The following is a 26,105-nucleotide window of genomic DNA, read 5'->3' as shown; positions in this document are numbered from 1 at the left end:
AGAGGCAAAAATGGATATTTTTAACCCAGTTGACCATCCTCATCGCCGCTATAACCCATTGACCGACCAATGGGTGTTAGTTTCGCCACATCGAGCAAAACGGCCTTGGCAAGGTCAGCAAGAGACCTTAAATGAAGAACCAAAACCCCATCATGATCCAAATTGTTATTTATGTCCGGGCAATAAACGAGTCACCGGTGATATAAATCCTAATTATACGGGTACCTACGTCTTTACCAATGATTTTGCTGCATTAATGGAAGACACACCTAATTCAGCCAATAGTAACGATCCTTTATTTCAAATTCAAAGTGCTAAAGGAACAAGTCGAGTGATCTGCTTCTCCCCCGATCACAGTAAAACTCTACCCGAACTCGATCTACCAGCAATTGAAACAGTGATAAAAACGTGGATAAGCCAACAACAGGAGCTAGGTAAACACTACCCTTGGGTACAAATATTTGAAAATAAAGGCTCAGCCATGGGCTGTTCAAATCCCCATCCACATGGACAAGTTTGGGCGAATAGTTTTATCCCCAATGAAATTGCGCGAGAAGATAGCAATATGCGCAACTATTTTCAAAAATATGGCCGAAATTTATTAGTCGATTATGTAGAAAAAGAGTTAACTAATCAAGAACGCATTGTGGTTGAAACAGAGCATTGGCTAGCTGTCGTGCCTTTTTGGGCAATATGGCCTTTTGAAACGCTGCTATTGCCGAAAACACATGTTGCTAGATTAACCATGCTTAATCAGGAAGAGCAGAAAGATTTAGCCATTGCCTTAAAAAAACTAACCTGTCGCTATGACAATTTGTTTAACTGTTCTTTCCCGTATTCGATGGGATGGCATGGGGCACCGTTTGTCGCTGGCAATAGTGATTATTGGCAAGTACATGCCCATTTTTATCCGCCACTATTACGTTCAGCTACTATTAAAAAGTTTATGGTTGGTTATGAAATGTTTGCTGAAGTTCAACGGGATTTAACACCAGAACAAGCTGCCGAAAGGTTGCGCAACGTTAGTGATGAGCATTATAAAGATGAAAAGGATAAATAGATGAAAGCATTAATCAATAAAACCATACAAGCTTTTACAGCTATATTTGGTTATAAACCAGATACCGTTGTTGAAGCTCCCGGGCGAGTTAATTTGATTGGCGAACATACTGATTACAATGATGGTTTTGTTTTACCTTGCGCCATCGATTATCAAACAGTTATTAGCTGCCATAAACGTTCTGACAACTTAATTCGTGTAATTGCTGTTGATTACAATAATGAACAAGACCAGTTTTTGCTTGATTCAGAAATTGAGAAACATCCAAATTATCAATGGGCTAATTATGTCCGAGGGGTAATTAAACATATCATCAAATATACTAAAAATATTAGCGGTGTTGATTTTGCTATTAGTGGTAATGTACCTCAAGGTGCAGGTTTAAGCTCATCGGCCTCACTTGAAGTAGCAATTGGCAAAATGTTTCAAGTACTTTTTGATTTACCTTTAGATGGCAAACAAATAGCCTTAATCGGCCAAGAAGCTGAAAATCAGTTTGTTGGCTGTAATTGTGGCATTATGGATCAATTAATATCCTCACTTGGTCAAGCACAACATGCTTTATTAATTGACTGCCGATCACTTGAAGTATCACCTGTTTCAATTCCTGAAGATCTCGCGGTTGTGATTATTAACTCCAATATCAAGCGTGGATTAGTTGATAGTGAATATAATACTCGTCGCAAGCAATGTGAAGCAGCAGCCAAAGCACTTGGTGTTAAAGCACTTCGTGATGCTTCGTTAGTTGATTTATTACAGATCCAAGCCTCGCTCGATCCTATTGTTTATAAACGGGCTCATCATGTCATAACGGAAAATGAACGCACACTTAAAGCCGCTCACGCGCTGGCTAATGAGGATTATCCACTACTCTCTAAATTAATGGCTGAAAGTCACAACTCTATGCGCGATGATTTTCAAATCACCGTACCAGCAATTGATTATCTAGTTAACATTGTTCAAGGCGTTATTGGCAATCAAGGCGGTGTGCGAATGACTGGCGGTGGTTTTGGTGGCTGTGTTGTTGCCCTAGTTCCTAAAGATAAAGTTGGTGATGTCAAAGATGCGGTAAGCCAAAACTACCATAAAAAATTTGCAATCAAAGCAGATTTTTATATTTGCCAGCCAAGTGAAGGGGCACATAAACTATGTCTGTAAAACACATTATTACGCTGACAAACCGTCAAGGCATGCAAATTAAACTGTCCAATTGGGGAGCTACTTGGCTTTCCTGTATCATTCCAGTTGGCGAAGAGAAGCGTGAGTTACTACTTGGTTGCCAATCATTCGAACAATACCAACAGCAAGATGCTTATTTAGGTGCGACCATTGGACGTTATGCTAACCGCATTGCAAATGCGCAAATAGATATCGCAGGCAAACACTATCAACTTACTGCCAATCAAGGTGTTAATCAATTACATGGTGGCAAACAAGGTTTTGATAAGCAATTATGGAAAATTGAATCACAATCGAACCAACAAATTGTATTTAGCTTAATTTCTCCTGATGGTGACCAAGGCTATCCAGGCGAACTTAAAGTTACGGCTAGTTATACGTTAACTGACGATAATCAGGTAAATATTGAATATTATGCGAATACTAGCAAATGCACACCAGTTAACTTAACAAATCATGCCTATTTTAATTTAGATGGTGAAACCGAAAATATACTTGCACACAGTTTAAAAGTGAATGCTGACTATTATCTACCGGTCGATGCTACTGGTATTCCGAATAGCGATTTAGTTAATGTGACGGAAGGTGATATGGATTTAAGACAGTTGCGAGTGATAGCTAATAATTTATTAACTAGTTCAGCTCGAAAAATTACTGGTGGCTATGATCACGCTTATCTATTAGATAAATCAAAATCGGTCGCAGCTCAACTTGTCTCATCAGATAAAAAAGTAACGATGGACGTAACTACGTCTTACCCTGCCCTACAAGTATATACGGGTAACTTTTTAGCCCACACGCCAAATCGTCATAATAGTCAATACGCTAATTTTGCGGGGGTGGCATTAGAAGCACAGTTTTTACCTGATAGTCCACATCATCCGACATGGCCACAACCAAGCTGTTTCTTAGAGCCGGAACAAACTTATCATCAGCAAATTTGTTATCAGTTTTTTATAAATCAATAAATGGATTCTCACTATTTTTTATTATTGATGAAGAGTGAATAACTTCATCAATAATAAACAGTTCAACAAATCTCTGCTTAACGCTAACCGATTTAAAATAATAAAAAAGTTGAGGAACATTTTTTTCAACCTTAAAAACACCATAAATTATGATAGAAATGATTAAATTTCTTCAATCAAATCGGCAAAATAAACTTATAAAAACTATCTATCTGATTTAAGAAAATCAATCACAGAAGAAGTAAATAAACTTCTGCCATATTTATTGCGATCCAAATGGGCAAAATGCGTGCCGTTAGGTATTTCCACAAGTTGCGCTTGCTGAGCTTCATTAACTATCGCTACTGCATCCGCTTTACGGCTCCAAAAATCATTTTGTGAAAAAATAACTAATATTGGCATCGTCAAATGTTTGGCCTGCCACTGTTTTTTACCAATCGCTAACTCAAAACTATCAGCCATGGCACCCGTTGGTGAGCGAAATTGTGGAGGTAAATGCGAAAAAGATTGAGGATCAGAATTGATTGCTTCTTCAGCATAAGCATTAGCAACTAAAGGATCACGCCATAACTCTTTATTATCCAAGGGAATACTCGAATCCCACGCGGTAAATAGGCTTTCTCGAGTATTTAACTGATAACCGCCAATATCATGATTAAATTCTTCTAGGTGTTGCTTATCCTCAAATACCGATCCTTTGCCTAACAGTTGGTGATTATCTATAGCACCATATAATGAGTTATAAATAATCAGTTTTTTCACGTTATCATTATGTTGCTCGGCATAAGCGGCAGCCCAATGTCCTCCTGTGGCCCACCCTAACATATTGACTTTTGGGGCATGAGTCCATTTTAAAATTTGCTTTACTGCGCAGCCGATATCAGCAATTGCCGCTGGTGTCCTAACCAATGGTTTAGACTCATTCGGCGCATTCAACATCTCTTTGGGACGGCTTGACTTACCATAACCTCGTAAATCGATAATATAGATATCAAATCCAGCCAGAGCTAAATCTTCGGCTAACGATCCCCCTTTGACAGGTAGATCAAACGAACCAATACCGGCTACTCTAGCACCATGAATCAATAACAAAGGTTCATGGTTTGCTGGTTGATGATTATCTTTTAACTTAACCTGTCTAATAAAGATATTCTCATCTGAATAACAAGACTTAATAAAATGGTCACTCTTTTCAATCATATTCACATTACCTGCATTGGCTAGAGTCAAAACAAACTTATTATGACTATTTTAATTAGTCTGCTTAGATTAACAACAAAACATATCAGCAAGCATAGCCTTTAAGCAAATTTATTTATAATTATAATTACAAATAACAATGAGGAAAGGTGGTTTTGAACATAAAAAAACGAAGATTTTGCATACTTAAGCTAACAATCCAAGCTAAAATTAGGTATGATATTCTCCTATTCGCTGATGGATAATAAGATAAATGAAAAGTAAAACTCTCACAGCTATTTTCCCGGGAACATTTGATCCAATTACCAATGGTCACATTGATCTGATTACTCGAGCCTCCCAGCTATTTCCTCGTTTAATTGTTGCTATAGCAGAAAATCCTAATAAAAAAACGCTATTTGCTTTAGATGAACGTGTAAACCTAGCCTCAACATCAGTTGAACACTTATTAAATGTTGAAGTGATTGGTTTTGATAATCTTATGGCGGACTTTGCCCAAAAACATGCCGCGACGGTTATTGTTAGAGGAGTGAGAACCACTCACGATTTCGAATACGAAAGACAATTAGCTGAAATGAACCGCGCATTAAAATCCGATTTAGATACTATCTTCTTAATGCCATCTATTGCGATGGGATTTATTTCATCTACCATTGTAAAAGATGTGGCTTACCATGGTGGTGATATCACTAATTTAGTACCTTTACATGTTAAAACCCAACTTCTTAAACGTTTAACCTAATGTCGATTTATTAAAATGGTTAATTTTTATACCCCCCCGAAAAAAAAGCTAACTTCGCAAAAATTGACTGTTACCGTCACAAAACTAGATACTTTTGGTCAAGGCGTTGCCAATCATAAAGGTAAAACGATTTTTGTAAAATCGGCATTGCCAGACGAAACTGTTGATATTCAATTGACTGAAGATAAAAAAAATTACGCCAAAGCAAAAGTAATAAAATACCACAATTACAGTCAACAACGTGTTAAGCCAAAATGTCAATACTATACAAAATGTGGCGGCTGTGAATTACAGCACATCTCATCAGAGTTACAACAACAAGCCAAATACGAAGCGCTAATTAAATTATTATCAAAAGAAACTGGGGCTCTGTTAGAGGATAATCCACCTGACATAGTTGCAGATCAACCCTATCATTATCGTCGACGAGCTAGGTTAGCCATCAATTTAGTCAAAGGTGAATTATTTATCGGTTTTAGACAACCTGAATCAAGTCAAATTATAAATATAGAACACTGCCCGGTATTGGTTGAACAATTAGATGCTTTGTTAATTCCATTACAATCTTGTTTAAGACAAATCAAACAGAAAAAAGCCCTTGGGCATATTGAATTGATTGCGGTTGATAGTGGAATAATTTTAGTTTTAAGACACACTATGCCACTAACAGAACAAGATAGCCGATTACTTATACAATTTGCTGAAGTTCATCACATTTCGCTCTATTTTCATGGTGATAATTTGCGCCATGCTTCTGGTTCTAAAGAACATTACTACCTGATTAACCAACTAAAATTAACCTTTAGTCCACTCGATTTTATTCAGGTTAATAGTCGAATTAATCAGAAGATGATCGAGAAAGCGCTCGCGTGGTTAGATGTGTCAGCAAACGATAACATACTTGATCTATTTTGTGGTATGGGCAATTTTTCACTACCAATAGCAACAAATTGCCAGTCGGTAACCGGTATTGAGGGCGTTGAGGCATTAGTTGAAAAAGCGAAATTCAATACCAAATTGAATAAAGATAAAGTTAAAGCTAAGACACAATTTTTTACCTGTAATTTAGAAGATAAGCAACAATCTTCGCTATGGAATCAAACCATTTTTGACAAAGTATTATTAGATCCGGCAAGAGCTGGGGCTTATAATGCTACAGAAGAAATTATTAAGATATCGCCATCAAAAATCGTTTATATCTCTTGTAACCCAGCTACATTAGCCAGAGATTGCAAGTTATTTTTTAAGGAAGGATACAACATTGCTAAAATTGCTATTTTGGATATGTTTCCACAAACTAAGCATATAGAATCAATGTTGATGTTAACCAGATCAGGATAATAATTATGGTATCAATTAGAGGCGCCCATCAACAAAATGACGAGCATTATACTCTAACACAGTTTGATGTTGAACAATGGGCTAAACAAGAACTACTATTAACCAACCTTGAATCCTATCAAAAGTTCAAAGATATCTGGGATTTTTGTTTTGAACATAGTGCAGGCGCGCCTGAACAAGCCTATTGTTTTCAAAATGCTATTGAAATGGTTGAAATTTTATCGACCTTAAATATGGACATTAATAGTCTATGTACTGCCCTTTTACTGCCTTTCTTTGACACTAAAATTATCTGCCGAGACGATCTTCCCGAAAATTTTGACCGAGAAATTATTCACATCCTTACCAGTGTTGTCAAAATGAAGGAAATTAGGCAACTACGAGCCATTCGTAATGGTCATGCCACTACAGAGCAAATTGATAGTATTCGCCGTATGTTACTGGCTATGGTGAATGACTTCCGTAGTGTGGTGATAAAATTAGCAGAGCGTATTACTTATTTACGTAATCTTATACAGGCACCAAAAGAAGATCAAGTACTGGCTGCTAAAGAGTGTTTTAATATCTATGCACCTCTAGCCAATCGATTGGGAATCGGGCAATTAAAATGGGAACTTGAAGATTTTTGCTTCCGTTATTTGCATCCAGATCAATATCGCTTTATTGCTCATAAGTTACATGAAAAACGCCTTGATCGTGAATCATACATTAATCAATTTGTTAAACATCTACAGGATATGATGAATCATGATCATATTCGTGCAGAAGTTTACGGTCGACCAAAACATATTTATAGCATTTGGCGAAAAATGGAGCGTAAACATCTACAATTTGAGGAGTTATATGATATTCGAGCAGTACGTATTATTTGTGACCGAATTGAAGATTGTTATAACGCTTTGGGGATTGTGCATAGCCATTATAAACATATAGCTAAGGAATTCGACGACTATGTGGCTAACCCAAAACCAAATGGCTATCAATCCATTCATACTGTGGTTTATGGTCCACAAAACAAAACTATTGAAATTCAAATCCGTACTGAGCAGATGCACAATGATGCTGAATTAGGTATAGCAGCACACTGGAAGTATAAAGAAGGCAGTACCGATAAGATGACGGCATACGATCAACGAATTTCTTGGTTACGTAAGCTATTAACTTGGCAACAAGAAATGTCAGAAAGTGGCGAAATTCAAGAAACAGTTCGTAGCCAAATTTTTGATGACCGCGTTTATGTATTTACGCCTAAGGGTGACGTTGTAGATTTGCCAGCTGGTTCAACGCCTTTAGATTTCGCTTATCATATACATAGTGATGTTGGACATCGGTGTATTGGCGCTAAAGTTGGCGGTCGTATTGTGCCATTTACCTATATATTGAAAACAGGCGATCAAGTTGAAATTATCACCCAAAAGCAACCAAACCCAAGTCGTGACTGGTTAAATCCAAATGCAGGTTTTGTTAATAGCAGCCGAGCGCGAGCAAAAATTCAAGCCTGGTTCAAAAAACAAGATAGAGATAAAAATATTGCAGCCGGTCAACAAATTCTTGAAAACGAACTGGTGCCATTAAATATTACCTTAAAAAGCGTCGAGAAGATTCTTATTAGCAAATACAATGCCCACTCGTTTGATGAAGTGCTCGCCGGAATAGGTAGCGGTGATGTGCGAATCAATCAATTGGTTAACTTCATTAATGCTCAATTTAATAAGCCGACAGCAGAAGAAGAAGACGAAGCGGTTCTTAAACAAATCACTCAAAAATCAACATCGCAAACTAAAAACACCGGAAGATCGACTGCAATAAAAGGTGGTGAAATCATTATTGAGGGTGTTGATAATTTACTTTATACCATTGCTAATTGTTGTCGTCCTATTCCTGGTGACTCAATTGTTGGCTTTGTAACGCAAGGGCGAGGAATTTCAATTCATAGAGCTGACTGTGAACAATTGCAAGAGTTAAAAAATCATGCGCCGGAGCGTATTACCAGTGCGGTATGGAGTGGTAATCATAATTCTAGTTATACGATGGTTATTCGAATCATCGCAAATGATAGGAGCGGTTTATTACGAGACATCACCACCATATTAGCTAATGAAAAAGTGAATGTTTTAGGAGTTTCAAGTCGAATTGAAATGAAACAACAAATAGCAACTATTGATATGGATATGCAAATTTTTGATCAAGATTCACTTGAACGAGTACTAAACAAAATTAAACAACTAGCAGATGTGATCGAGGCAAAACGGTTACAAGGGTGATAATTATTTAAGTTGCCACAAATTTTAGGTGGCAACTTATATAAATTATCTGTTGATTAATGCCTTTCCAATATCTCAAATTGATAATCATAACGATTTTTTTCATCTGCTTGATGTTCTTCTAGATGAATTTGTCGCCAAGACATTTGAGTATAATCAGGAAAATAAGTATCACCTGATAATTGGGCATCAATATGCGTTAAATAAAGACGATTAACTAGTGGTAAAACCTGATTATAAATATTACCGCCACCGATAATAAAGGCTTCATCAACCAACTGTTTATTAACCAGTGTTATTGCGTCATCAATCGATTGAACCCAAGTTACATCAGAATTAATTGAAGTTTTGTTGGCAATTTGACGACTTATGACAATGTTATGGCGGTTGGGCAAAGGTCTACCAATAGATTCAAACGTTTTACGCCCCATAATAACCGGCTTATTTAAGGTGTTTTTTTTAAACCAAGCTAAATCTGCTGGCATATGCCACGGCATTTGATTATTTAATCCAATAACCCGATTATCTGCCATCGCAACAATAATACTCAATATCATGTTAGCCCCTTTATACATAACCTAACGATTTGATTTGTTGTCTCACATTGTCAGGAAATACAGTCTGTTGCCAGAGCCTTTGGCTTAAAGATAGTAAGGTCTCTTTTTGTCCGGAAACAATCCAATTAGCTAATTCGTCAGCAACATTCGGATATATAATCGGTTTGGTTGAGGGTAAGCTAAGCCAATATTTTAGCTTCAAACTACTTAGATTTTCCATCACGGTTGCCATATCTAAAGATTGCAAGCATTGAGCATTGTAAACTTGCTCGAATTGACCAGCGACTGGCTTAGTAAGAATCTTCTTGCCTAAAGATAATGCTTCGGAAATTAATGCAAATCCGGTATTAGAAATAATACCAGAACAACTAAGTAAAGCTTGGGTAAAAGTATCTCTACTTAATGGGTGTAGCAATAAATTCTTACGTTCAGAAATTTGTTTCACATCGGGATGAAAACAACAAAATTGATATTGTGGAAATTGATTGACTAGTTGAGCTATTTCCTGCAAATCTTCAAACGGCAAATAAACAACAATTTTACCATCTTCAGTTGGCTGAGTTTCAAATGAATCAATCATCGGTGGAATAAGTTTCTGACCAAAATGAAACCAATGCAAGCCAATTGGTTTAGTAACCGGAGCATAGTACTTCATAATTACATTAGCTATCATGCCATACTCTTTAGGTTTCAGATAATGGCAAATAGATTGATTACTGATACCCAAACAATCTCGATTTTGATGATGTGCAGCCCAAGCGCTCACTGGCTCAAAATCACTAATAATGCAATCATATTTTGATAAATCGAGATCACGAACATCTTTTATTAATCTAAAGGCACGAATTCGTTGAATGGTTTTACGAAAATTAATTTTTCCATTAAGTGTCGCAAAAGACAAACCACTAAAAGTTCGATAATTACCAAAGGCCTGCATATCAAAGTAATCTTTAGGATCACGACCACTTAAAATATAATCAACATCAGCACCAGCCTTTTTTAAAGCTTTTGCTAATGTTCTACAACGACTGATATGGCCATTTCCTGTTCCTTGAACTCCGTAAAGAATTTTCATATCGTTTTTATTCAGAATAATATTTTTATATAAATATAATACCAGAACCATTTATGTTTGGCTTATTTATTTTATGATTATCTTTTACTGCAAAACTATTAACTTAGTCAATTAATGTGAATATTGCAGATTGAAAAATTGTTGATTATTGGCAATTGAACTTGAATAAAATTGCCAATTACTAAAATGGTATAAATTTTATGTTTTATCTAGTAAAATAAAATCATGGTTTGTTAGATTAATTGTGTGATAAACAATGTCATTAGCCATTAACAAAAAGCGATTTAATATTTTAATTATATCGACAATCTTTTTGTTTATTTCTTCTATTTGGCATTTTTCGTCAATTATTCCCACAACCTGTTCAGCTGACCATTCACCAATGTTAATCTCCTTAAGGGTGAACGCAAATCTCTATTATTCAATTACCGATTTGCCGACTTCTAAATCAACAAAACCTTTTATTGGTAAATCAGTCAATCATTGCACCAGTTGTGGTACAGTAATAACTAATTACACTGTTAATATTGATTATCCGATTCACCGCGAACAATATCTACCAACTAACGTTATACCTGAATATAAAGAATTTATTCCTGAGTTAAAACCACCAAAATTTATCTAATTTACACTGCTGTGTATAAGTAATAAGTACTGGAAATCAATAACACAGTCTTTACTGCTTGTAGTTTTGCAAGCTGAATGGCTGTTATTGTTTAACGTAATAAATAATGATAGGAATAGTATGAAACGCCGAATTTTTATAAAGAATATAACCGCTGCCGTTGGTGGTTTAATTGCAACTAAAGCCATTGCCAATTTGGATAATTCACCAATATCGGACATGGTTTGTGATGTTAAATCTGATAATTGTGACAAGGGGGACAACATGCACGATCATATGAACATGAATATGAATATGAATATGAACATGAGCACAAAAAAACCGCAAAAACTATTATCTACTTCAGCATTACCAAAAGGTCAGGATTTACCCAAATTCAAACATTTAAAGAATAATAGTAATCAATCAGGTTTATTCGAAGCAACTATTGAAGCAAAACCAGTAAAAATTGCTTTAACACCTGATATTACTACAGAGTTTTGGGCATATAATGATTCAATTCCAGGACCACTTATTGAAGTTTATGAGGGCGATAAAGTCAAACTTACAGTGAAAAATAAACTTCCACAAGCAACAACTGTACACTGGCATGGTTTACTGGTTCCTTCAAATCAAGATGGCAATCCACAAGATGAAATCCCAGCCGGTGGAGAGCGTATTTATGAATTTACCATTCCTGAAGATAGTGCTGGTACCTATTGGTACCATCCGCATGGTCATAATACCGTTGCAGAACAAGTCGCCAGAGGATTAGCGGGTGTATTTATTGTTCGAAGTAAAAACGATCCATTAGCCTCGTTACCTGAACTCAATTGGTTCTTCTCCGATCTAAAACTGACAGACAAAGGAGAAATTGCCGATAACTCAATGACGGATTGGATGAATGGTCGAGAAGGGCAATTTGTGTTAATTAATGGTGGTTATCGTCCAAAAATGAAAGTTGATAGCGCAACTCGTGTTCGTGTTTGGAATGCCTGTTCTGGACGTTATCTTAACCTTTCCATTCCCGGTTGTGATGTCTTCTTAGTCGGTAGTGATGGTGGATTAATGCCTGAACCTATTTCTCTTGAAAAGCCTCTCTTGTTATCACCGGCGGAACGCGCTGAATTGGTAATTTTACCCAAACAAACCGGCAGTGTATATTTACAATCAATTGGTTATGATCGCGGCAAAATGGGAAATGTGCCGGTAGAACAAGATATAATACTTGCTGAATTAGAACTTCATCAGGCCAATTCAATTGTCTTACCATCAACATTACGTACCCTACCAAAAATGGCCGAAGCAAAAACCCATAAATCACTTGAATATACCGAAGTGATGGATAAAAGCGAACCTAGAGGGGGCATGCTATTTTTAATTAATGGTAAACGCCATGATATGAAACGTATTGATCTAGAAAGCAAAATACATGAGGTTGAAGAGTGGACGATAACCAATAACTCACATATGGACCATAACTTCCATATTCATGGTACACAATTCACTGTGGTATCCCATGAATTTGATGGTAAAAAATATCCTCCAGAATATGTCGCATTAAAAGATACCATCAATTTACGCCCTCACGAAAAAATCACCATAAAAATCCAGCAAAACATGCCTGGATTACGTATGTATCATTGTCATATTATCGAGCATGAAACGCTTGGCATGATGGGACAATTGATGGTTAAATAAACTAATCAGTTATCTCCCTTCCCTTGTTTATTTAAGGTAAGGGAGATCTTTATTATTTGGCGTTGCTAAGAAATATTCTTAACACAAAATAACTTTGGTTTTAGCTTCTAACTTAGCAACCTGTGCCTGATCTGCAAGATTATTGGTAATTAATGCGGTTATATCACGCCAATCACAAATTTTATACAGACTCTTCCTATTAAATTTCGTGTAGTCGCCTAAAATATACTTTTTCTCGGCATGAGCGATGATGGCTTTATCAATATAAGCGTCTGAAGATGAAGGACTTGAAGGTCCAGTTAAATTACTAAATCCATCAGTACCTAAAAAACAGAGATCAACCTGAATTTCATTAATCATAGATAACGCCCAACCGCCATAGACTGATGAACTTTTATTGCGTAACTCCCCACCAAACAAGAAAACTTGGTTTTCAGAGGAAATAAGGGTATTGGCAACAGGTAATGAATCTGTAAAAATCTTAAAACCTGAACGATACATCAACAATTTGGCTAATTCTAATGTGGTACTACCAGTACCAATAATCATAGAGCAATTATCAGGTAGTAACGTTAGTGCTTTTTGCGCAATACTTTTCTTTAAGCTGGCATTTTCTTTCTCTCTAATTTGAAATGGATGTTCAATAGCACCTTGTTTTAGTGTTGCACCGCCATGACATTTAACTAAATACCCTTTTTTTTCTAAATCGGATAAATCCTTACGAATGGTTTCGTAAGTCACTTGGTATTTGCGAGCTAATTCACTCACATATACCGTTCCAACAGTGATTAACTCTTCTAAAATTAATTCTCGTCTTTCATTCATTAATTGCATTGTTAACAATCTCAAATTTTGATTTAGATATGACTAACCATGTCTGATTATTACCAATATTTTAGCAAAAAGTCCACATGATTCATTCATAACTCATCGTATCTTTCCTGATCTCAAATTAAATAACATATTATAAAAAACAAATTAAAATTGGTTTATATTGGTTTTTTTAATATTATAAATCATCATCTTATTATTTTTGTGATCTTGATCACATTGACATGCCAATAAAAACCAATTATAAAATAATTATTAATTTAGGAGAGGAAAAAATGAAAACAAAAATTGCTATAGCTAGTGACGACTTAGGTTTCGAATATAAAGAAGAAATCAAAAAATATCTGATTAATGAAAAAAATGCCGATGTTGTTTATGACCCGGTAAAGGTTAAAACAGATGGTATTAATACTTATGCCAAATTGGCTGATGAAATGTCAATCTTGATTCAGAAAGATGTTTGTCGTTTAGGAATATATATTTGTGGAACAGGTATTGGTTTTACCTGCCAAGCTAACAAACACTGGGGCATTCGTGCTGTTGCTGTCACTAATCCCTATTCAGCTAAACGAGCTAGGCTAAGCAATAATGCTCAAATCATAGGACTAGGTTGTCGAGTCAATAGCCTTGAATATACCAAAATGATCTTAGACGCATGGTACGACCAACCATTTGATTTTACTACTGCGCGTGAAAATTCTAAGAAAAACTTGCTTGAAGCTGAGCGTAATGACAATGCGTTATTGGTCAAACCTGCTCATATTGCTTGGAATATGGGCTTTCGAGCCAATGAGTAACGATAAAAGGAGTCACATATGGAATTAATTACACAATTTATCAATGATTTAGGAAACTTTATTTTTATTCCGATAATATTTTTAATCTTAATGGCTGCGCTCGGCAGGCCTATTTCTGAATGTATTGCGTCGGCAATGAAAGTTGGCATTGGATTTATTGCATTAAGTATGACAATTAAATTTATGCTAGATAAAATGGCACCTGCCGTTACGGGGCTAGCCGAAAGTACCGGTTCGTCATTAAGTGCAATTGATGTTGGTGGCGCTGCAACTGCGGTAATGGGCTTTGGTTCAAGCATGGGACCAATTATTATTCCATTATGTGTTGCCGTAAATGTTCTATTACTAATTATGAAAATCACTGATTGTGTGAATGTTGATGTGTTTAATTTACACCAAAATGCGTCAATGGGAGCAATTGTCGGCGTTTATTCAGGTAGTTTTTTATATGGTGTATTAACAGCCGCACTATTTCACGTTTGGGCATTAATTGCTGCTGATCTAGGCGCAAAGAATAATGAGAAATTCTTTAATCTTCCAGAAGGTGTCTCAATTTCGCATCCGGTTGCAAACACCTATCTTATTTTTGCTTATCCATTTAATTGGATTTATGACCGTATCCCGGGTTTTAGAAATATAACTGTAACCGCAGAGACTATTCAAAAACGTTTTGGGGTACTTGGTGATCCAACCGTAGTCGGTTTTATTATTGGTGTTTTACTTGGTTTTTGCGGTTACTCATGGCAAAGTCCTTATCATACTATTATTTCAAGCTTACAGTTAGGCATGTATTTAGCGGCGGTAATGTTATTGTTGCCTCGCATGACCTCAATTATGATGGAAGGTCTAGTTCCTTTATCTAATGTGGCTAGAAAAAAATTAGTTAAACGTTTTCCCAATCGCGATATTACTGTAGGTATGGATACCGCATTAATTGTGGGTAATCCTTCGGTTATCGCCCCAGCTTTATTATTGATTCCTATTATTGTCATTTTAGCGGTGATTTTACCTGGTAATAAAGTCATGCCGTTGGGTGATCTATCACAATTTGTCTTCTTTATTGCCTGTATGGTTCCTGTATTTAGAGGCAATATTATCCGGACTTGGGTTACCTCAATATTTTTATTTGGTGGAGGTTTATATATCGCGTCATGGATGACCCCTGCAACTAACGAAGTATTCCAAGCGTTTGGTTCTAATCCAGATGCCTCTGTAATGTATACCTCATTAAATCCGTCAGCCAATCCATTTACTGGACTCTTTGCTGCAACTAGCCATGTCGGAATATTTGGTTACTTATTGATTGGCTTAATTTTGCTATCAGTGGGCTATCTATTAAAGAAAAAAGAAAAAAATTCAAAAATTAATACAAGCGAGGTTTCAAAATGAAAAAAATATTAGTGGTATGTGGTAATGGCATTGCTTCTTCATCAATTATGGTTTCAATTTTGCAAGATTATTTGAAAGAGCAACATATTGATGCACAAGTAGATAAATCATCACTTATGGCTTGCAATGCTGATATTTTTAATAGTTATGATTTAGTGGTTTCATCAACTAAAATTGATAATCCAGATATTACAACCAATGTCATTGTTGGTGCTGGTTTACTCACCGGTATTGGCGAAGATGCCATTTTTGATGCGGTTAAGCAGAACTTAACGCAATAATTAGGAAGTTAACCATGCACATTTTAGTTCATGATTTACAGGAAAAAGTAAAAATATATCAAGATGCGATATTAACTTCAGGCGAATATTTATTAGAAAAAAATTATATTACACCTGAATATATTACGGCTTGTATTGACCGGGAAAAAGATTATCCAACGGGATTACTAATCAACAGTGGCATAGGTATTGCTATACCACATGGTAATTCCCGGTTAGTTAAATCAGATTCAATTAGTTTAGTTCGTTCAAGCAAAGGGGTAATTTTTGGGCAAATGGCAGATGCTAGTTTGAAGGTAACTTGCCAATTGATCTTCAATTTAGCATTAGCAACAAGCGATCAACACTTATCAATACTTAGACGTTTAGTTACTTTATTTCAAGATGAATCTTTTGTAAGTAAATGCCAAAAGTTTAATTGCCAGCAAACTGAAGAATTAATCACTCAGCAGTTAAATATTTAGTTTACATTTTATAGTCGAAAAATAGCATTAGCTATTTTTCGACAGGAGACAGCAGTGCAAGCACAATTAATCATTAATGAATTGAATCAATCAGTTAGAACATTGAGCGATGATGACATCATTGATCTAATACAAAAAATACAACAGCATAAACGTATATTTGTTTATGGCACAGGACGTTCAGGTCTTATGCTCAAAGCATTTGCAATGAGACTTATGCAACTTGGTTTAAACTCTTTTGTTGTTGGTGAAACAACCACTCCATCAGTTCAGAAAGGAGATTTACTTATTCTAGCCTCCGCATCTGGTGAAACAGAAAGCGTAAATATTATGGCGAAATCAGCGCTCAATCAAGGAATTGACTTAGCCATTATTTGTGCATCCGACACATCAACATTAGCAAAACTCCAATCACCGAACATATTATTACAATCAGGAACCAAATTTAATCAGTCACAAGTTAGCCAACAACCTTTAGGTAGCCTTTTTGAGCAAATGCTACTAATTATATTTGATACTGTTATTTTAGTTATGAGTAGAGAGCAAAATGAGAGTAATAATGATATGGCAAAACGACATGCTAGTTTAGAATAATATTACCGTAATTCGACTGAAAACCACTTGTTTTTATCAGTGGTTTTAAAATCAGATACTACCTATCAGCTCTATTTTAAAATTAATTTCTTTTTATAAATAGATGAATCCTAAATAATAAACAATTACCTATTTGTAATAATAGTTTTTCATTTTGGCAAAAAATGCTAAGATATTACCGTTATGACCGTGATTAATTACTGGCAAAAAATTAGTAAACGCCTCATCATTAAAACTGCACTATCGCACTTATTATTAGGTGTGATTGCTACTGGGTTCGGTTTTTACGAAAAAAATGCATTACCAGTTCAATCATCTTCCACCCAGGTGGGGATTATTGCGATTACGGCAATTGTACAAGATCACCAAACACCGATAAGAAAAGAATCGCAAACTTTACCTTTGTCTCAAAAACAGCATTACGATAAGCAAATTGTCTCGTTAAGTTATGACAAAGTGAACCCAAGCACCGTTATTCGATTATCACCCTATAATGGAATAAGGGCCGGTCCCCAAGCTACCGTTTAACACATTTTTATCTAAATAAATTAATTTTTTGAATAAGGTTGATTCCTTATTACTCCCATTATAAAAAAGAATAAGAGAACAGTTATGTTATTAAAATTATTAACAAAAGTATTCGGTAGCCGGAATGAACGCGTTTTAAAAACTATGCGCAAACGAGTTGAAAATATTAATGCGCTTGAACCATCAATGGAAGCATTAACCGATGATCAACTTAAGGCAAAAACCAATGAATTTAAGCAAAAAATTGCTGATGGCACTAATTTAGATGACATATTAGAAGAAGCTTTTGCCGTAGTTCGTGAAGCCAGTAAACGTGTATTTGGTATGCGTCATTTTGATGTGCAACTAATTGGTGGTATGGTTTTAAATGAACGTTGTATAGCTGAAATGCGTACTGGTGAAGGTAAAACTTTAACTGCCACATTACCTGCTTATTTAAATGCCTTAACTGGCAAAGGCGTCCATGTTGTTACAGTCAATGATTATTTAGCGCAGCGTGATGCGGAAAACAATCGCCCGCTATTCGAATTTTTAGGATTAACGGTTGGTATTAACTTACCAAATATGCCACCACATTTAAAGCGTGAAGCCTACAATGCTGATATCACTTATGGCACCAACAACGAATATGGCTTTGACTATCTGCGTGACAATATGGTCTTTAGTAAAGAGTCTCGCGTTCAACGCCCTCTTCACTATGCCTTAGTCGATGAGGTCGATTCAATTTTAATTGATGAAGCAAGAACACCGCTCATCATTTCAGGCCAAGCTGAAGACAGCTCAGATAGATATGTTAGTATTGATAAAATTATTCCATATTTAGTTAGTCAAGAAAAAGAAGATTCAGATCAGTTCCAAGGTGATGGTGACTTTTCAATTGATGAAAAATCACGCCAAGTTAACCTTACTGAACGAGGTTTAATTAAAGTTGAAGAGCTATTAATCAAACAAGGTATTATGAAAGGTGATGAATCACTATATGCGCCTAATAATATTGTGTTGATGCACCATGTTAATGCCGCTCTTCGAGCTCATCATCTATTCCACCGTGATGTAGATTATATTGTTCGAGATAATGAAATCATCATCGTCGATGAACATACAGGCCGTACCATGGATGGACGTCGTTGGTCTGATGGTTTACACCAAGCAGTAGAAGCTAAAGAACATGTTAAAATTCAAAACGAAAATCAAACGTTAGCTTCTATCACTTTCCAAAATTATTTCCGTTTATATCAAAAATTAGCCGGTATGACAGGGACTGCTGACACTGAGGCTTTCGAATTTAACCAAATCTATGGTCTTGATACCATTGTTATTCCAACTAACCGACCAATGGTTAGAAAAGATTTACCTGATTTGGTCTATATGACAGAAAAAGAGAAAATTAATGCAATTGTAGCTGATGTACAAGAATGCGTTAAACGCGGACAACCCGTTTTAGTAGGTACTGCTTCAATCGAGAAATCAGAACTTGTCTCTCATGCCTTTAAAAAAGCGGGTATTAAGCATAATGTACTTAATGCCAAATTCCATGCACAAGAAGCAGAAATTATTGCTAATGCAGGTAGTAAAGGTGCAGTAACGATTGCAACCAATATGGCTGGTCGTGGTACCGACATTATGCTGGGTGGTAATTGGCAAAGTGAAGTTGCAAAATTAGAAAATCCAACGGATGCCGATATCGAAAAAGCCAAACAAACATGGCAAGTTAGACATGAAGAAGTTATCCAACTTGGCGGACTTTACATTTTAGGTACTGAACGTCATGAATCTCGTCGTATTGATAACCAATTACGTGGTCGTGCTGGTCGTCAAGGTGATCCGGGGGTATCGCGTTTTTACCTGTCATTAGAAGATCCATTAATGCGTATCTTTGCATCAGAACGGGTTGGCAATATGATGCGTAAATTTGGCATGAAAGAGGGTGAAGCTATCGAGCATCCTTGGATCACTAAAGCTATCGCCAATGCTCAGAAAAAAGTTGAAAGCCGCAATTTTGATATTCGTAAACAATTACTGGAATATGACGATGTTGCCAATGATCAACGTAAAGCTATTTATAGCCAACGTAACGATTTATTAGATAACTTAGATATCAAAGATACCATTGATTCAATACGCGGCGATGTATTTACTGCTGTTATTGATCAATATATTCCACCACAATCTATAGAAGAAATATGGGATATTCCTGGACTTGAAACCGCCTTAAAAAATGACTTTGATTTAGAGTTGCCTATTGCCAACTGGCTGGATGAAGAACAAAATCTTCATGAGGAGACCTTACGCGAACGTATTTTACAACTCGCCCAAGATAAATATCTCGCAAAAGAAAATGCTGCCGGTTCCGAAGCCTTTAGGCAATTCGAAAAGAGTGTTATGTTGCAAACACTTGATACATTATGGAAAGAACATTTAGCGGCAATGGATTATTTGCGTCAAGGTATTCACTTACGCGGCTATGCTCAAAAAGATCCAAAACAAGAGTACAAACGCGAATCGTTCAATATGTTTGCCAACATGTTAGACACCCTAAAATATGACGTAATTGGTATATTAAGCCGGGTACAAATTCGTTCACAAGAAGAAGTTGATGAAGCCGAACGTCAACGCCAAGCTGAAATCGAAAGATTAATGGCAAAACAGCAAGCTAATCACGAATCAATTGGTGGCATGGATGGAGACAACAACGGGCAACCAGCAAATTCACAACAACCGATTGTTCGCGCTCAAGCAAAAGTTGGACGTAATGATCCTTGTCCTTGTGGATCAGGTAAAAAATATAAACATTGTCATGGTGCTGTTAATTAACTGAAAAATTTAGTATGATTAACTATCATTGATGTTTAATTAACCGATTAAGGTTATAACAAATAAATGGGAAAGCAGTAGCTTTCCCTAACTTTAATCACATATAGATAGGATCATGAGAAAACATACTGAAATAGCTGTAGGTATCATTCGTTCACAAGACTGCCAAATCTTTATCACCCAACGCGGTGAAGACTCTCATCTTGCTGGTTTTTGGGAATTTCCAGGAGGAAAAATCGAAGTTGGTGAAACACCTTATCAAACCTTAGAACGTGAAATAGCAGAGGAAGTTGATATTCATATTCAACAATCTCAATTTTTAAAAACATTTGAATATAGTTATGATGATCGTGATATCACTATTCATGCTTACTTAGTAGAAGAGTGGGATGGCGTTCCTTTCGCTAAAGAAGGACAACCAAGTCGTTGGATAGATCAGGAAGATCTCAATGCCGATGAATTTCCAGATGCGAATAGACCAATTATCGAAATGCTTAAAAACTTAGATAAACAAATTTAATTTATTTCATTATGCAAATTTTTGCATAACGTTTTTCAACATAACTGCCATATTGAAATCCAAACGTCATCCACGTATTGGCATGACTTTATTCATACGTTGTAAATCTGAATATTACTATTGGAAACTAGCTAATAATTTTCAATTGTAAATATTGTTAATTTATATACTGGATAAAATGACCAAAAAAGTATATTGTGTACAAGATTTTTCTTAATGTAGTTTTATGTTAGGAATTTTTTTTGTTTTATTATAATATTTTAATAAGGTTCTAAAAATAGATGAAAGAATATAAAGTAGTTATATATCAAGAAGGCGCTTTGTCTTCATTAATTTTTGGTGCAGCTAATTCAAATGCTGACAAATTTTCCGCTTTTTTAAATGAAACTGCCAAAGAAGGCTGGCGGGTAATTACAATGCAAAAAGATATGCGTCGCTTATTCTTATTCTGGCAACGTGAAGCTTATCTAATTGTGATGGAGCGAGATCGTTAGTTAATTGAAATAGAAAATATTATTTTCTAAAGCAAATCAGGAATCAATATATAAATTATTTTGATTCCTGAAAATAGCAAAAATAATTAATTTGCAGGACTATTGTGTAGGCGTTGTTCCGCCAAAGCCAGAAAGATAATTCCCACAATAATAGACAAAGCACCTAGTAGTCGAGATAAGGTAATTTGTTCGTTAAAAGCAATGACAGATACTAGCATAACTGTTACTACTTGTAGATGAGATGCGGCAAACGCAGGGCCAACTGGCGCTTTTTGCAATAACACCATCCAAGTAATAAATGCCCCAGCATAACCAATTATAACTAAATATGCCCAACCATGACTAAAAACTCTCAATAACCAAGCAATATCCATTTCGAACGGCAGTGCTGAAAGCGCCGTAAGTTTGAAACTAGTTTGCCCAAACGTATCAAAAAAAAGGAGTAAAATAAAACCAATAATATAAAATTTTTTCATTAAGTTAATCCTACTAGTACGACGCCAAGAGTAATAAAAAAAATGCCAATTAAACGAAATGGCGTCAAATATTCTTTAAATAACACACGCCCTGCAATCATTACCGTAATAATATTGAAAGAACCTAATAGTATGCTTTTCGACAGAGAGACTTCACTTAAAAATGCCAACCAAAATACGAAACCAATTAGGTAAGCCCCAAAACCTAACCATAACCACATATTACCAAATAATTTCTGCCAATAATTTAAACCCTGTTTATCATTAGAAGTAATCGCCGCATATTTAAAGGCAACTTGGCCAACTGTGTCGCAAGCGATATTAGTTAACCACAAAAAAAAGATTAAGGTTGACATGTGTGACAAATTCCATGAATTTCAAGCACACTATGAGTTATTGAAAATTGACTTTGACTAGCGAGTTGTTTAAGTTGCGATTCAATATCTTCAGAGTGTTTTTCAATAATCTGCTGACAATTATCACAAATAAATAGAATTGATATATGTTGCGGATCCTGAAAATGCGGACAAATAATATAACAATTGGTTGATTCCACTTTATGAATAAAACCTTGCTCAAGTAAAAACTCAAGCGCTCGATAAATGGTTGGTGGTTTTGCTTGAGGCTCGGTGACCTTTAAGAGGTCTAAAAGATCATATGCGCTCATGGCTTTATTCGCTTTAAGCATGATATCTAAAACGGTTTTACGCTGAGTAGTCAGCTTAATACCGCGTTTTTTGCATAAAGTTTCAATTTTTTCAATCAGCATATTATGCATTGAGTTCAGTTTCCTTCACTTTATTTATGACTTTTTAATGCAGCTTTTTTTCGTCTTATCTCTTTGGGATCATTGATTAATGCTCGATATATTTCGATACGATCACCGTCTTTGACTGGTTCACTAAGTTCACAACGTTTACCATAAATGCCAACTAGATGCTCATCTAACTTAATTTGGCATATTGATAAGATATTGGATTTTGTTATCGCTTGCAAGATATTAGTTTGCTCATCAACCACGCAATCAATGATTGTCGGTTGGTTAGGTAGTGCATATACCACTTGTATATTTATCATATTAATAGATCTGCCTTGCTCTTTGCGAAAATGCTTTAACCATGTTACTCATCACTTCTTTAAATATTGGCGTAAAAACGGCACTCATTACTTTATTGTTGAACTCAAAATCCAAACTAAAACTAATTTTACTTTTTTGCTCAGCAAGCTCAGTAAATTGCCATCGCCCTTTTAGATGTTTAAATGGACCATCTATCAACGCCATATCAATTGAATTTGGTTCATTGATCTGATTTATCGTAGTAAAAGATTTTTTAAAGCCTAACTTTTCAACCTCAATAAATGCGGTTAAATAATTATCTTGTTTGCTAATAATCCCAGTTGCGATACAATCAGGAACAAATTCGGGGTATCTAGCTATATCGTTCACCAATGCAAACATTTGCTGAATCGAATAAGGCTCGATCACTTCATGAAAAACATGTGCCATAATAATCAAATTAAAAGTTAAAATTATTGGCATATAGTATCATGTAACTCTATAATAACGCACATTATGACTAAGAAAAAATCACATAAGCCGGGTTCGGCTACCATTGCATTAAATAAACGTGCGCGTCATGAGTACTTTATTGAAGAGGAAATTGAAGCAGGTTTATCCCTACAAGGTTGGGAAGTTAAATCACTACGAGCAGGCAAAGCGAATATTAGTGATAGTTATGTATTACTAAAAAATGGTGAAGCATGGCTCTTTGGAGCAACCATAACACCATTGAATGTTGCCTCTACCCATGTCGTGTGTGAGCCTATGCGTACACGAAAATTGTTGTTAAAAGAGCGTGAGTTAAATTCACTTTTTGGACAAATAAATCGACAAGGGTACACTGTTGTTGCACTCTCTTTATACTGGAAAAATGCGTGGGCCAAAGTAAAAATTGGTGTAGCGAAAGGTAAGAAAGAGTACGACAAACGCACTGACATCAAAGAACGTCAATGGCAAGTTGATAAGGCACGTATAATGAAGAATGCCAATCGCTAATAAAAAATGCCAATTAACGATGGCGTATAATTTGTGGTTCAATAAAAAATGCATGATGTTTTAATTCGTTAAAATTTAACAAATCATCAATCACATCGACACAAGTTAGCGCCATAGTTTCAATATCTTGAATAATAGCGTCAATTGGATAGTAAGAATAATTCAAATAGTTATTGTAATCATAAGAACATAAGTATAACTGATTTGGATCAATTTTAGTTTTAACTAAATAACTTAGTACTTCTTCCAATAAATTACCGGACGGGGTAAAAATAGCTTTCGGCACTCGACCTAATCTTTCATGAACTCCTTTGATTAATTCATAGCCTTTATTTGGGCAATAATCATCACTGACAATCCATTCTGGTTTTACCGTTAAGCCTACACTTTCTAAACCTCGCTTAAACCCTTTTAGCCTAGCTCGTATTGAAGTTAACTGAATATCACAACCAATAAAATAAAATTCATCTAAATCCTTGGCATAAGGCTTAATTAAATCACTTACCGATTGTAACGATTCACTAGTAATAAAAGGCAGTATCGTATCTTTTAAATAACGATCAAACAGCAGTACCGGTGTATTTTGATTGATATCCACATAAAATTGGTCGCTATCTAATGACGTTACCACAATCATGGCATCAACTTTTCGCTCGACTAAATTTTGCGCTACTTTAATTTCGACCTCTTTATTATAGTGGCTACAAGTAATAAGTAATTGAATATTCTTTTGCCGAAAAGCGGACTCAAGATGATGCAAAAACATCGAAAAGAATGAATTTGACATATCGGGGACAATGACACCAATCGTATTAGTGCTATTAGCCTTAATCAGATATTGACGAATATGAGGTTGATCACTATATTTCTCGGCAATTGATAAAATCTTTTTCCGTGTTTGCGGTGAAATACGATATTTTTTATCTCGTTTATTAAATATATGACTGACGGTCGTTGCCGACACGCCAGCCAAACGAGCAATATCATTAATTTTCAGTTTATTACTCGCCATAGTTCAATCACCTTTATACACTAACGTGGAGTTCGTTGTTGTTTATTTGGGAACACCGGATTGTGATTAACCGATGGACTTTGATACCAATAAGCAACACTGGCAATATCATCACAACGTTCATATAATCTTATATCATCATTACCGATTTGTTGGAACGCTAGTTTGATATTTTTATGAAATGCCACTGGATCTGGAAGATGCCAACGATATAAACCATGCATTGGTAAGCCATCATCACCAAAACCATGTACCGGATTAGAATCGCCAGTTTGGAAAAAGTCGCGGGTCGCATCACGATTTGTTTGGTAAGGATAGCCCATAAACATAGTTTGGAAACATTTTGCTTTTGGTCGACCTTGGCTATCGCGATTATGGAATGCCCATGCACCACCAAAGTAATCTTCCGAACCTGTTGAATGTTGTGTTGGATAATCACTATCATCATCAAGGTAGAATTTAAACTCGCCTTCACCCCACCAATAACGCTCTAAAGCAGTAAGCGCTAAATAAGTACCCACATAATAACCATAACCTTGAACATTATCTAAAATAACATAATCTTGAGCATAATTAGTTACTCGTTGACGACGCCATTGAGCATGGAAGTAAAGTGGATTTTCAAACGGTTTTGGCATTATCGCGTAGTTAATCGCAAAGAAGAAATGTTGTAAGTCAGCTTCATGTTCATTATGAATTTCAATTCTAGCTTTTTTATTAAATGGCATTCTAAAATAACTATTAAAGCCACCTGTTGGGTTAACGACTATTGGCATTGAATTAATATCACACCTTGCCCCAAAACCATTACAGAAAAAGTCACCGATAGGACTTTCCACTGAAGGAACAGTTTCATCATCCCAATAAATTCGAATGACTACATCACGCAATACAAAGCTGCCACGATGTGTTTTATCAGTTAAAGTAAACCACATATGACGAATTTCTGCTGGACCCGTAATTTCAGCAATAGTGACTTTTTCACCAGAAGGAATAGATATAAAGCCTTGCCCTTTCCTACATGGACCTAAAGCACTGCCTTTCATACACGATTTACCCTTTTCACCGGTCAAATTTTCAGGCGAAATGGTTCTGGTTTGTTCAAAGTGAAATTGTGTTACTGAATCAAAAATATTCATTTTGTATCCTTAATATGTT

Annotated in this window: 29 protein-coding genes; 18 read left to right on the top strand and 11 right to left on the bottom strand. The window is 35.7% G+C overall.

The window, feature by feature from the left end:
• Nucleotides 1-10 precede the first annotated feature (10 nt).
• Genes galT through galM form a run of 3 tightly spaced genes read left to right on the top strand, consistent with a single transcriptional unit; the run spans nt 11 to nt 3,207 of the window.
• Entirely contained in the window at nt 11-1,060 is a 1,050-nt protein-coding gene (galT, locus tag AC5LXV_RS05315) for a galactose-1-phosphate uridylyltransferase (protein WP_493467565.1), read from the top strand.
• Nucleotides 1,061-2,218: a galactokinase gene (gene galK, locus AC5LXV_RS05310; protein ID WP_493467564.1), complete on the top strand. Its 1,158-nt coding sequence runs from the start codon at nt 1,061-1,063 to the stop codon at nt 2,216-2,218.
• Complete coding sequence (gene galM / locus AC5LXV_RS05305; protein WP_493467563.1) at nt 2,209-3,207, top strand: galactose-1-epimerase; 999 nt, start codon at nt 2,209-2,211, stop codon at nt 3,205-3,207. The genes galK and galM overlap by 10 nt, the downstream gene beginning before the upstream one ends.
• Before the next feature lie 204 nt (nt 3,208-3,411).
• Here the strand turns inward: galM and AC5LXV_RS05300 are convergent, their stop codons facing one another.
• On the bottom strand, nt 3,412-4,407 hold the full coding sequence (locus AC5LXV_RS05300) for an alpha/beta fold hydrolase (RefSeq protein WP_493467562.1): 996 nt from the start codon (nt 4,405-4,407) through the stop codon (nt 3,412-3,414).
• Nucleotides 4,408-4,660: 253 nt separating this feature from the next.
• Between AC5LXV_RS05300 and coaD the strand changes: the two genes are divergently transcribed.
• Genes coaD through relA form a run of 3 tightly spaced genes read left to right on the top strand, consistent with a single transcriptional unit; the run spans nt 4,661 to nt 8,754 of the window.
• Nucleotides 4,661-5,149, top strand: a complete 489-nt coding sequence (gene coaD / locus AC5LXV_RS05295; RefSeq protein WP_110434395.1) for a pantetheine-phosphate adenylyltransferase — start codon at nt 4,661-4,663, stop codon at nt 5,147-5,149.
• Between the two features lie 15 nt (nt 5,150-5,164).
• A complete protein-coding gene (rlmD, locus tag AC5LXV_RS05290; RefSeq protein WP_493467561.1) occupies nt 5,165-6,490 on the top strand; it encodes a 23S rRNA (uracil(1939)-C(5))-methyltransferase RlmD in 1,326 nt (441 codons plus the stop codon).
• A 5-nt stretch (nt 6,491-6,495) separates the two neighbouring features.
• Nucleotides 6,496-8,754 (top strand): GTP diphosphokinase, encoded by a 2,259-nt coding sequence (relA, locus tag AC5LXV_RS05285; RefSeq protein WP_493467560.1) that lies wholly within the window; start codon nt 6,496-6,498, stop codon nt 8,752-8,754.
• A 56-nt stretch (nt 8,755-8,810) separates the two neighbouring features.
• On the opposite strand, the gene folA is transcribed toward relA, so the two are convergent.
• Together folA and AC5LXV_RS05275 are read right to left on the bottom strand one after the other, a co-directional pair.
• Nucleotides 8,811-9,311 carry a type 3 dihydrofolate reductase gene (folA, locus tag AC5LXV_RS05280; RefSeq protein WP_493451805.1) on the bottom strand — a complete coding sequence of 167 codons (501 nt, stop codon included), beginning with the start codon at nt 9,309-9,311 and terminating at the stop codon, nt 8,811-8,813.
• Nucleotides 9,312-9,321: 10 nt separating this feature from the next.
• Nucleotides 9,322-10,386 carry an MJ1255/VC2487 family glycosyltransferase gene (locus AC5LXV_RS05275; protein WP_493467559.1) on the bottom strand — a complete coding sequence of 355 codons (1,065 nt, stop codon included), beginning with the start codon at nt 10,384-10,386 and terminating at the stop codon, nt 9,322-9,324.
• 313 nt (nt 10,387-10,699) lie between these two features.
• On the opposite strand from AC5LXV_RS05275, the gene AC5LXV_RS05270 reads away from it, so the two are divergent.
• Both AC5LXV_RS05270 and AC5LXV_RS05265 read left to right on the top strand, forming a co-directional pair.
• On the top strand, nt 10,700-11,011 hold the full coding sequence (locus AC5LXV_RS05270) for a hypothetical protein (protein WP_493467558.1): 312 nt from the start codon (nt 10,700-10,702) through the stop codon (nt 11,009-11,011).
• A 120-nt stretch (nt 11,012-11,131) separates the two neighbouring features.
• Nucleotides 11,132-12,691 (top strand): multicopper oxidase family protein, encoded by a 1,560-nt coding sequence (locus AC5LXV_RS05265; RefSeq protein ID WP_493467557.1) that lies wholly within the window; start codon nt 11,132-11,134, stop codon nt 12,689-12,691.
• A gap of 78 nt (nt 12,692-12,769) precedes the next feature.
• Here the strand turns inward: AC5LXV_RS05265 and AC5LXV_RS05260 are convergent, their stop codons facing one another.
• The gene (locus AC5LXV_RS05260; RefSeq protein WP_110434402.1) at nt 12,770-13,525 is read right to left on the bottom strand and encodes a DeoR/GlpR family DNA-binding transcription regulator; all 756 of its coding nucleotides are present in this window, start codon (nt 13,523-13,525) and stop codon (nt 12,770-12,772) included.
• Nucleotides 13,526-13,797: 272 nt separating this feature from the next.
• Between AC5LXV_RS05260 and AC5LXV_RS05255 the strand changes: the two genes are divergently transcribed.
• The 9 genes from AC5LXV_RS05255 to AC5LXV_RS05215 all read left to right on the top strand — a co-directional run bounded on the left by AC5LXV_RS05255 (nt 13,798) and on the right by AC5LXV_RS05215 (nt 21,403).
• On the top strand, nt 13,798-14,319 hold the full coding sequence (locus AC5LXV_RS05255) for an RpiB/LacA/LacB family sugar-phosphate isomerase (RefSeq protein ID WP_034883345.1): 522 nt from the start codon (nt 13,798-13,800) through the stop codon (nt 14,317-14,319).
• An 18-nt stretch (nt 14,320-14,337) separates the two neighbouring features.
• Nucleotides 14,338-15,708, top strand: coding sequence for a PTS galactitol transporter subunit IIC (locus tag AC5LXV_RS05250; protein ID WP_493467556.1), 1,371 nt, complete (start codon nt 14,338-14,340; stop codon nt 15,706-15,708).
• Nucleotides 15,705-15,989 (top strand): PTS sugar transporter subunit IIB, encoded by a 285-nt coding sequence (locus AC5LXV_RS05245; RefSeq protein WP_110424157.1) that lies wholly within the window; start codon nt 15,705-15,707, stop codon nt 15,987-15,989. The genes AC5LXV_RS05250 and AC5LXV_RS05245 overlap by 4 nt, the downstream gene beginning before the upstream one ends.
• A gap of 14 nt (nt 15,990-16,003) precedes the next feature.
• Nucleotides 16,004-16,453, top strand: a complete 450-nt coding sequence (locus tag AC5LXV_RS05240) for a PTS sugar transporter subunit IIA (protein ID WP_493467555.1) — start codon at nt 16,004-16,006, stop codon at nt 16,451-16,453.
• 54 nt (nt 16,454-16,507) lie between these two features.
• Complete coding sequence (hxlB, locus tag AC5LXV_RS05235) at nt 16,508-17,047, top strand: 6-phospho-3-hexuloisomerase (protein ID WP_493467554.1); 540 nt, start codon at nt 16,508-16,510, stop codon at nt 17,045-17,047.
• 183 nt (nt 17,048-17,230) lie between these two features.
• The gene (locus tag AC5LXV_RS05230) at nt 17,231-17,575 is read left to right on the top strand and encodes a hypothetical protein (RefSeq protein ID WP_493467553.1); all 345 of its coding nucleotides are present in this window, start codon (nt 17,231-17,233) and stop codon (nt 17,573-17,575) included.
• Nucleotides 17,576-17,659: 84 nt separating this feature from the next.
• Nucleotides 17,660-20,389, top strand: coding sequence for a preprotein translocase subunit SecA (gene secA / locus AC5LXV_RS05225; RefSeq protein WP_493467552.1), 2,730 nt, complete (start codon nt 17,660-17,662; stop codon nt 20,387-20,389).
• Nucleotides 20,390-20,504: 115 nt separating this feature from the next.
• Nucleotides 20,505-20,909: an 8-oxo-dGTP diphosphatase MutT gene (mutT, locus tag AC5LXV_RS05220; RefSeq protein ID WP_110424162.1), complete on the top strand. Its 405-nt coding sequence runs from the start codon at nt 20,505-20,507 to the stop codon at nt 20,907-20,909.
• Between the two features lie 281 nt (nt 20,910-21,190).
• Nucleotides 21,191-21,403: a DUF4177 domain-containing protein gene (locus tag AC5LXV_RS05215; RefSeq protein WP_034883332.1), complete on the top strand. Its 213-nt coding sequence runs from the start codon at nt 21,191-21,193 to the stop codon at nt 21,401-21,403.
• Between the two features lie 86 nt (nt 21,404-21,489).
• Here AC5LXV_RS05215 and AC5LXV_RS05210 read toward each other — a convergent pair whose 3' ends face one another.
• The 5 genes from AC5LXV_RS05210 to AC5LXV_RS05190 are packed head-to-tail and all read right to left on the bottom strand — an operon-like array spanning nt 21,490 to nt 23,386.
• Nucleotides 21,490-21,879 (bottom strand): DMT family transporter, encoded by a 390-nt coding sequence (locus AC5LXV_RS05210; RefSeq protein ID WP_110434409.1) that lies wholly within the window; start codon nt 21,877-21,879, stop codon nt 21,490-21,492.
• The gene (locus AC5LXV_RS05205) at nt 21,879-22,235 is read right to left on the bottom strand and encodes an EamA family transporter (protein ID WP_034883329.1); all 357 of its coding nucleotides are present in this window, start codon (nt 22,233-22,235) and stop codon (nt 21,879-21,881) included. Before AC5LXV_RS05205 ends, AC5LXV_RS05210 begins: the two co-directional genes overlap by 1 nt.
• Nucleotides 22,223-22,657, bottom strand: a complete 435-nt coding sequence (gene zur, locus AC5LXV_RS05200) for a zinc uptake transcriptional repressor Zur (RefSeq protein ID WP_493467551.1) — start codon at nt 22,655-22,657, stop codon at nt 22,223-22,225. The genes AC5LXV_RS05205 and zur overlap by 13 nt, the downstream gene beginning before the upstream one ends.
• A gap of 20 nt (nt 22,658-22,677) precedes the next feature.
• Nucleotides 22,678-22,956 (bottom strand): RnfH family protein, encoded by a 279-nt coding sequence (locus tag AC5LXV_RS05195; protein WP_034883326.1) that lies wholly within the window; start codon nt 22,954-22,956, stop codon nt 22,678-22,680.
• A gap of 1 nt (nt 22,957) precedes the next feature.
• Nucleotides 22,958-23,386: a type II toxin-antitoxin system RatA family toxin gene (locus AC5LXV_RS05190; protein WP_034883383.1), complete on the bottom strand. Its 429-nt coding sequence runs from the start codon at nt 23,384-23,386 to the stop codon at nt 22,958-22,960.
• 66 nt (nt 23,387-23,452) lie between these two features.
• On the opposite strand from AC5LXV_RS05190, the gene smpB reads away from it, so the two are divergent.
• The gene (gene smpB / locus AC5LXV_RS05185) at nt 23,453-23,935 is read left to right on the top strand and encodes an SsrA-binding protein SmpB (RefSeq protein WP_034883325.1); all 483 of its coding nucleotides are present in this window, start codon (nt 23,453-23,455) and stop codon (nt 23,933-23,935) included.
• A gap of 13 nt (nt 23,936-23,948) precedes the next feature.
• Here the strand turns inward: smpB and AC5LXV_RS05180 are convergent, their stop codons facing one another.
• Entirely contained in the window at nt 23,949-24,947 is a 999-nt protein-coding gene (locus tag AC5LXV_RS05180) for a LacI family DNA-binding transcriptional regulator (protein WP_493467550.1), read from the bottom strand.
• A gap of 20 nt (nt 24,948-24,967) precedes the next feature.
• Nucleotides 24,968-26,086, bottom strand: coding sequence for a glycoside hydrolase family 172 protein (locus AC5LXV_RS05175; protein ID WP_110434413.1), 1,119 nt, complete (start codon nt 26,084-26,086; stop codon nt 24,968-24,970).
• Between the last annotated feature and the right edge of the window lie 19 nt (nt 26,087-26,105).

The organism is Gilliamella sp. LMG 34359 (assembly GCF_984569085.1).
The sequence above is the reverse complement of the archived record's forward strand: the minus strand, read 5'-3'. Positions and strand labels throughout refer to the sequence as shown.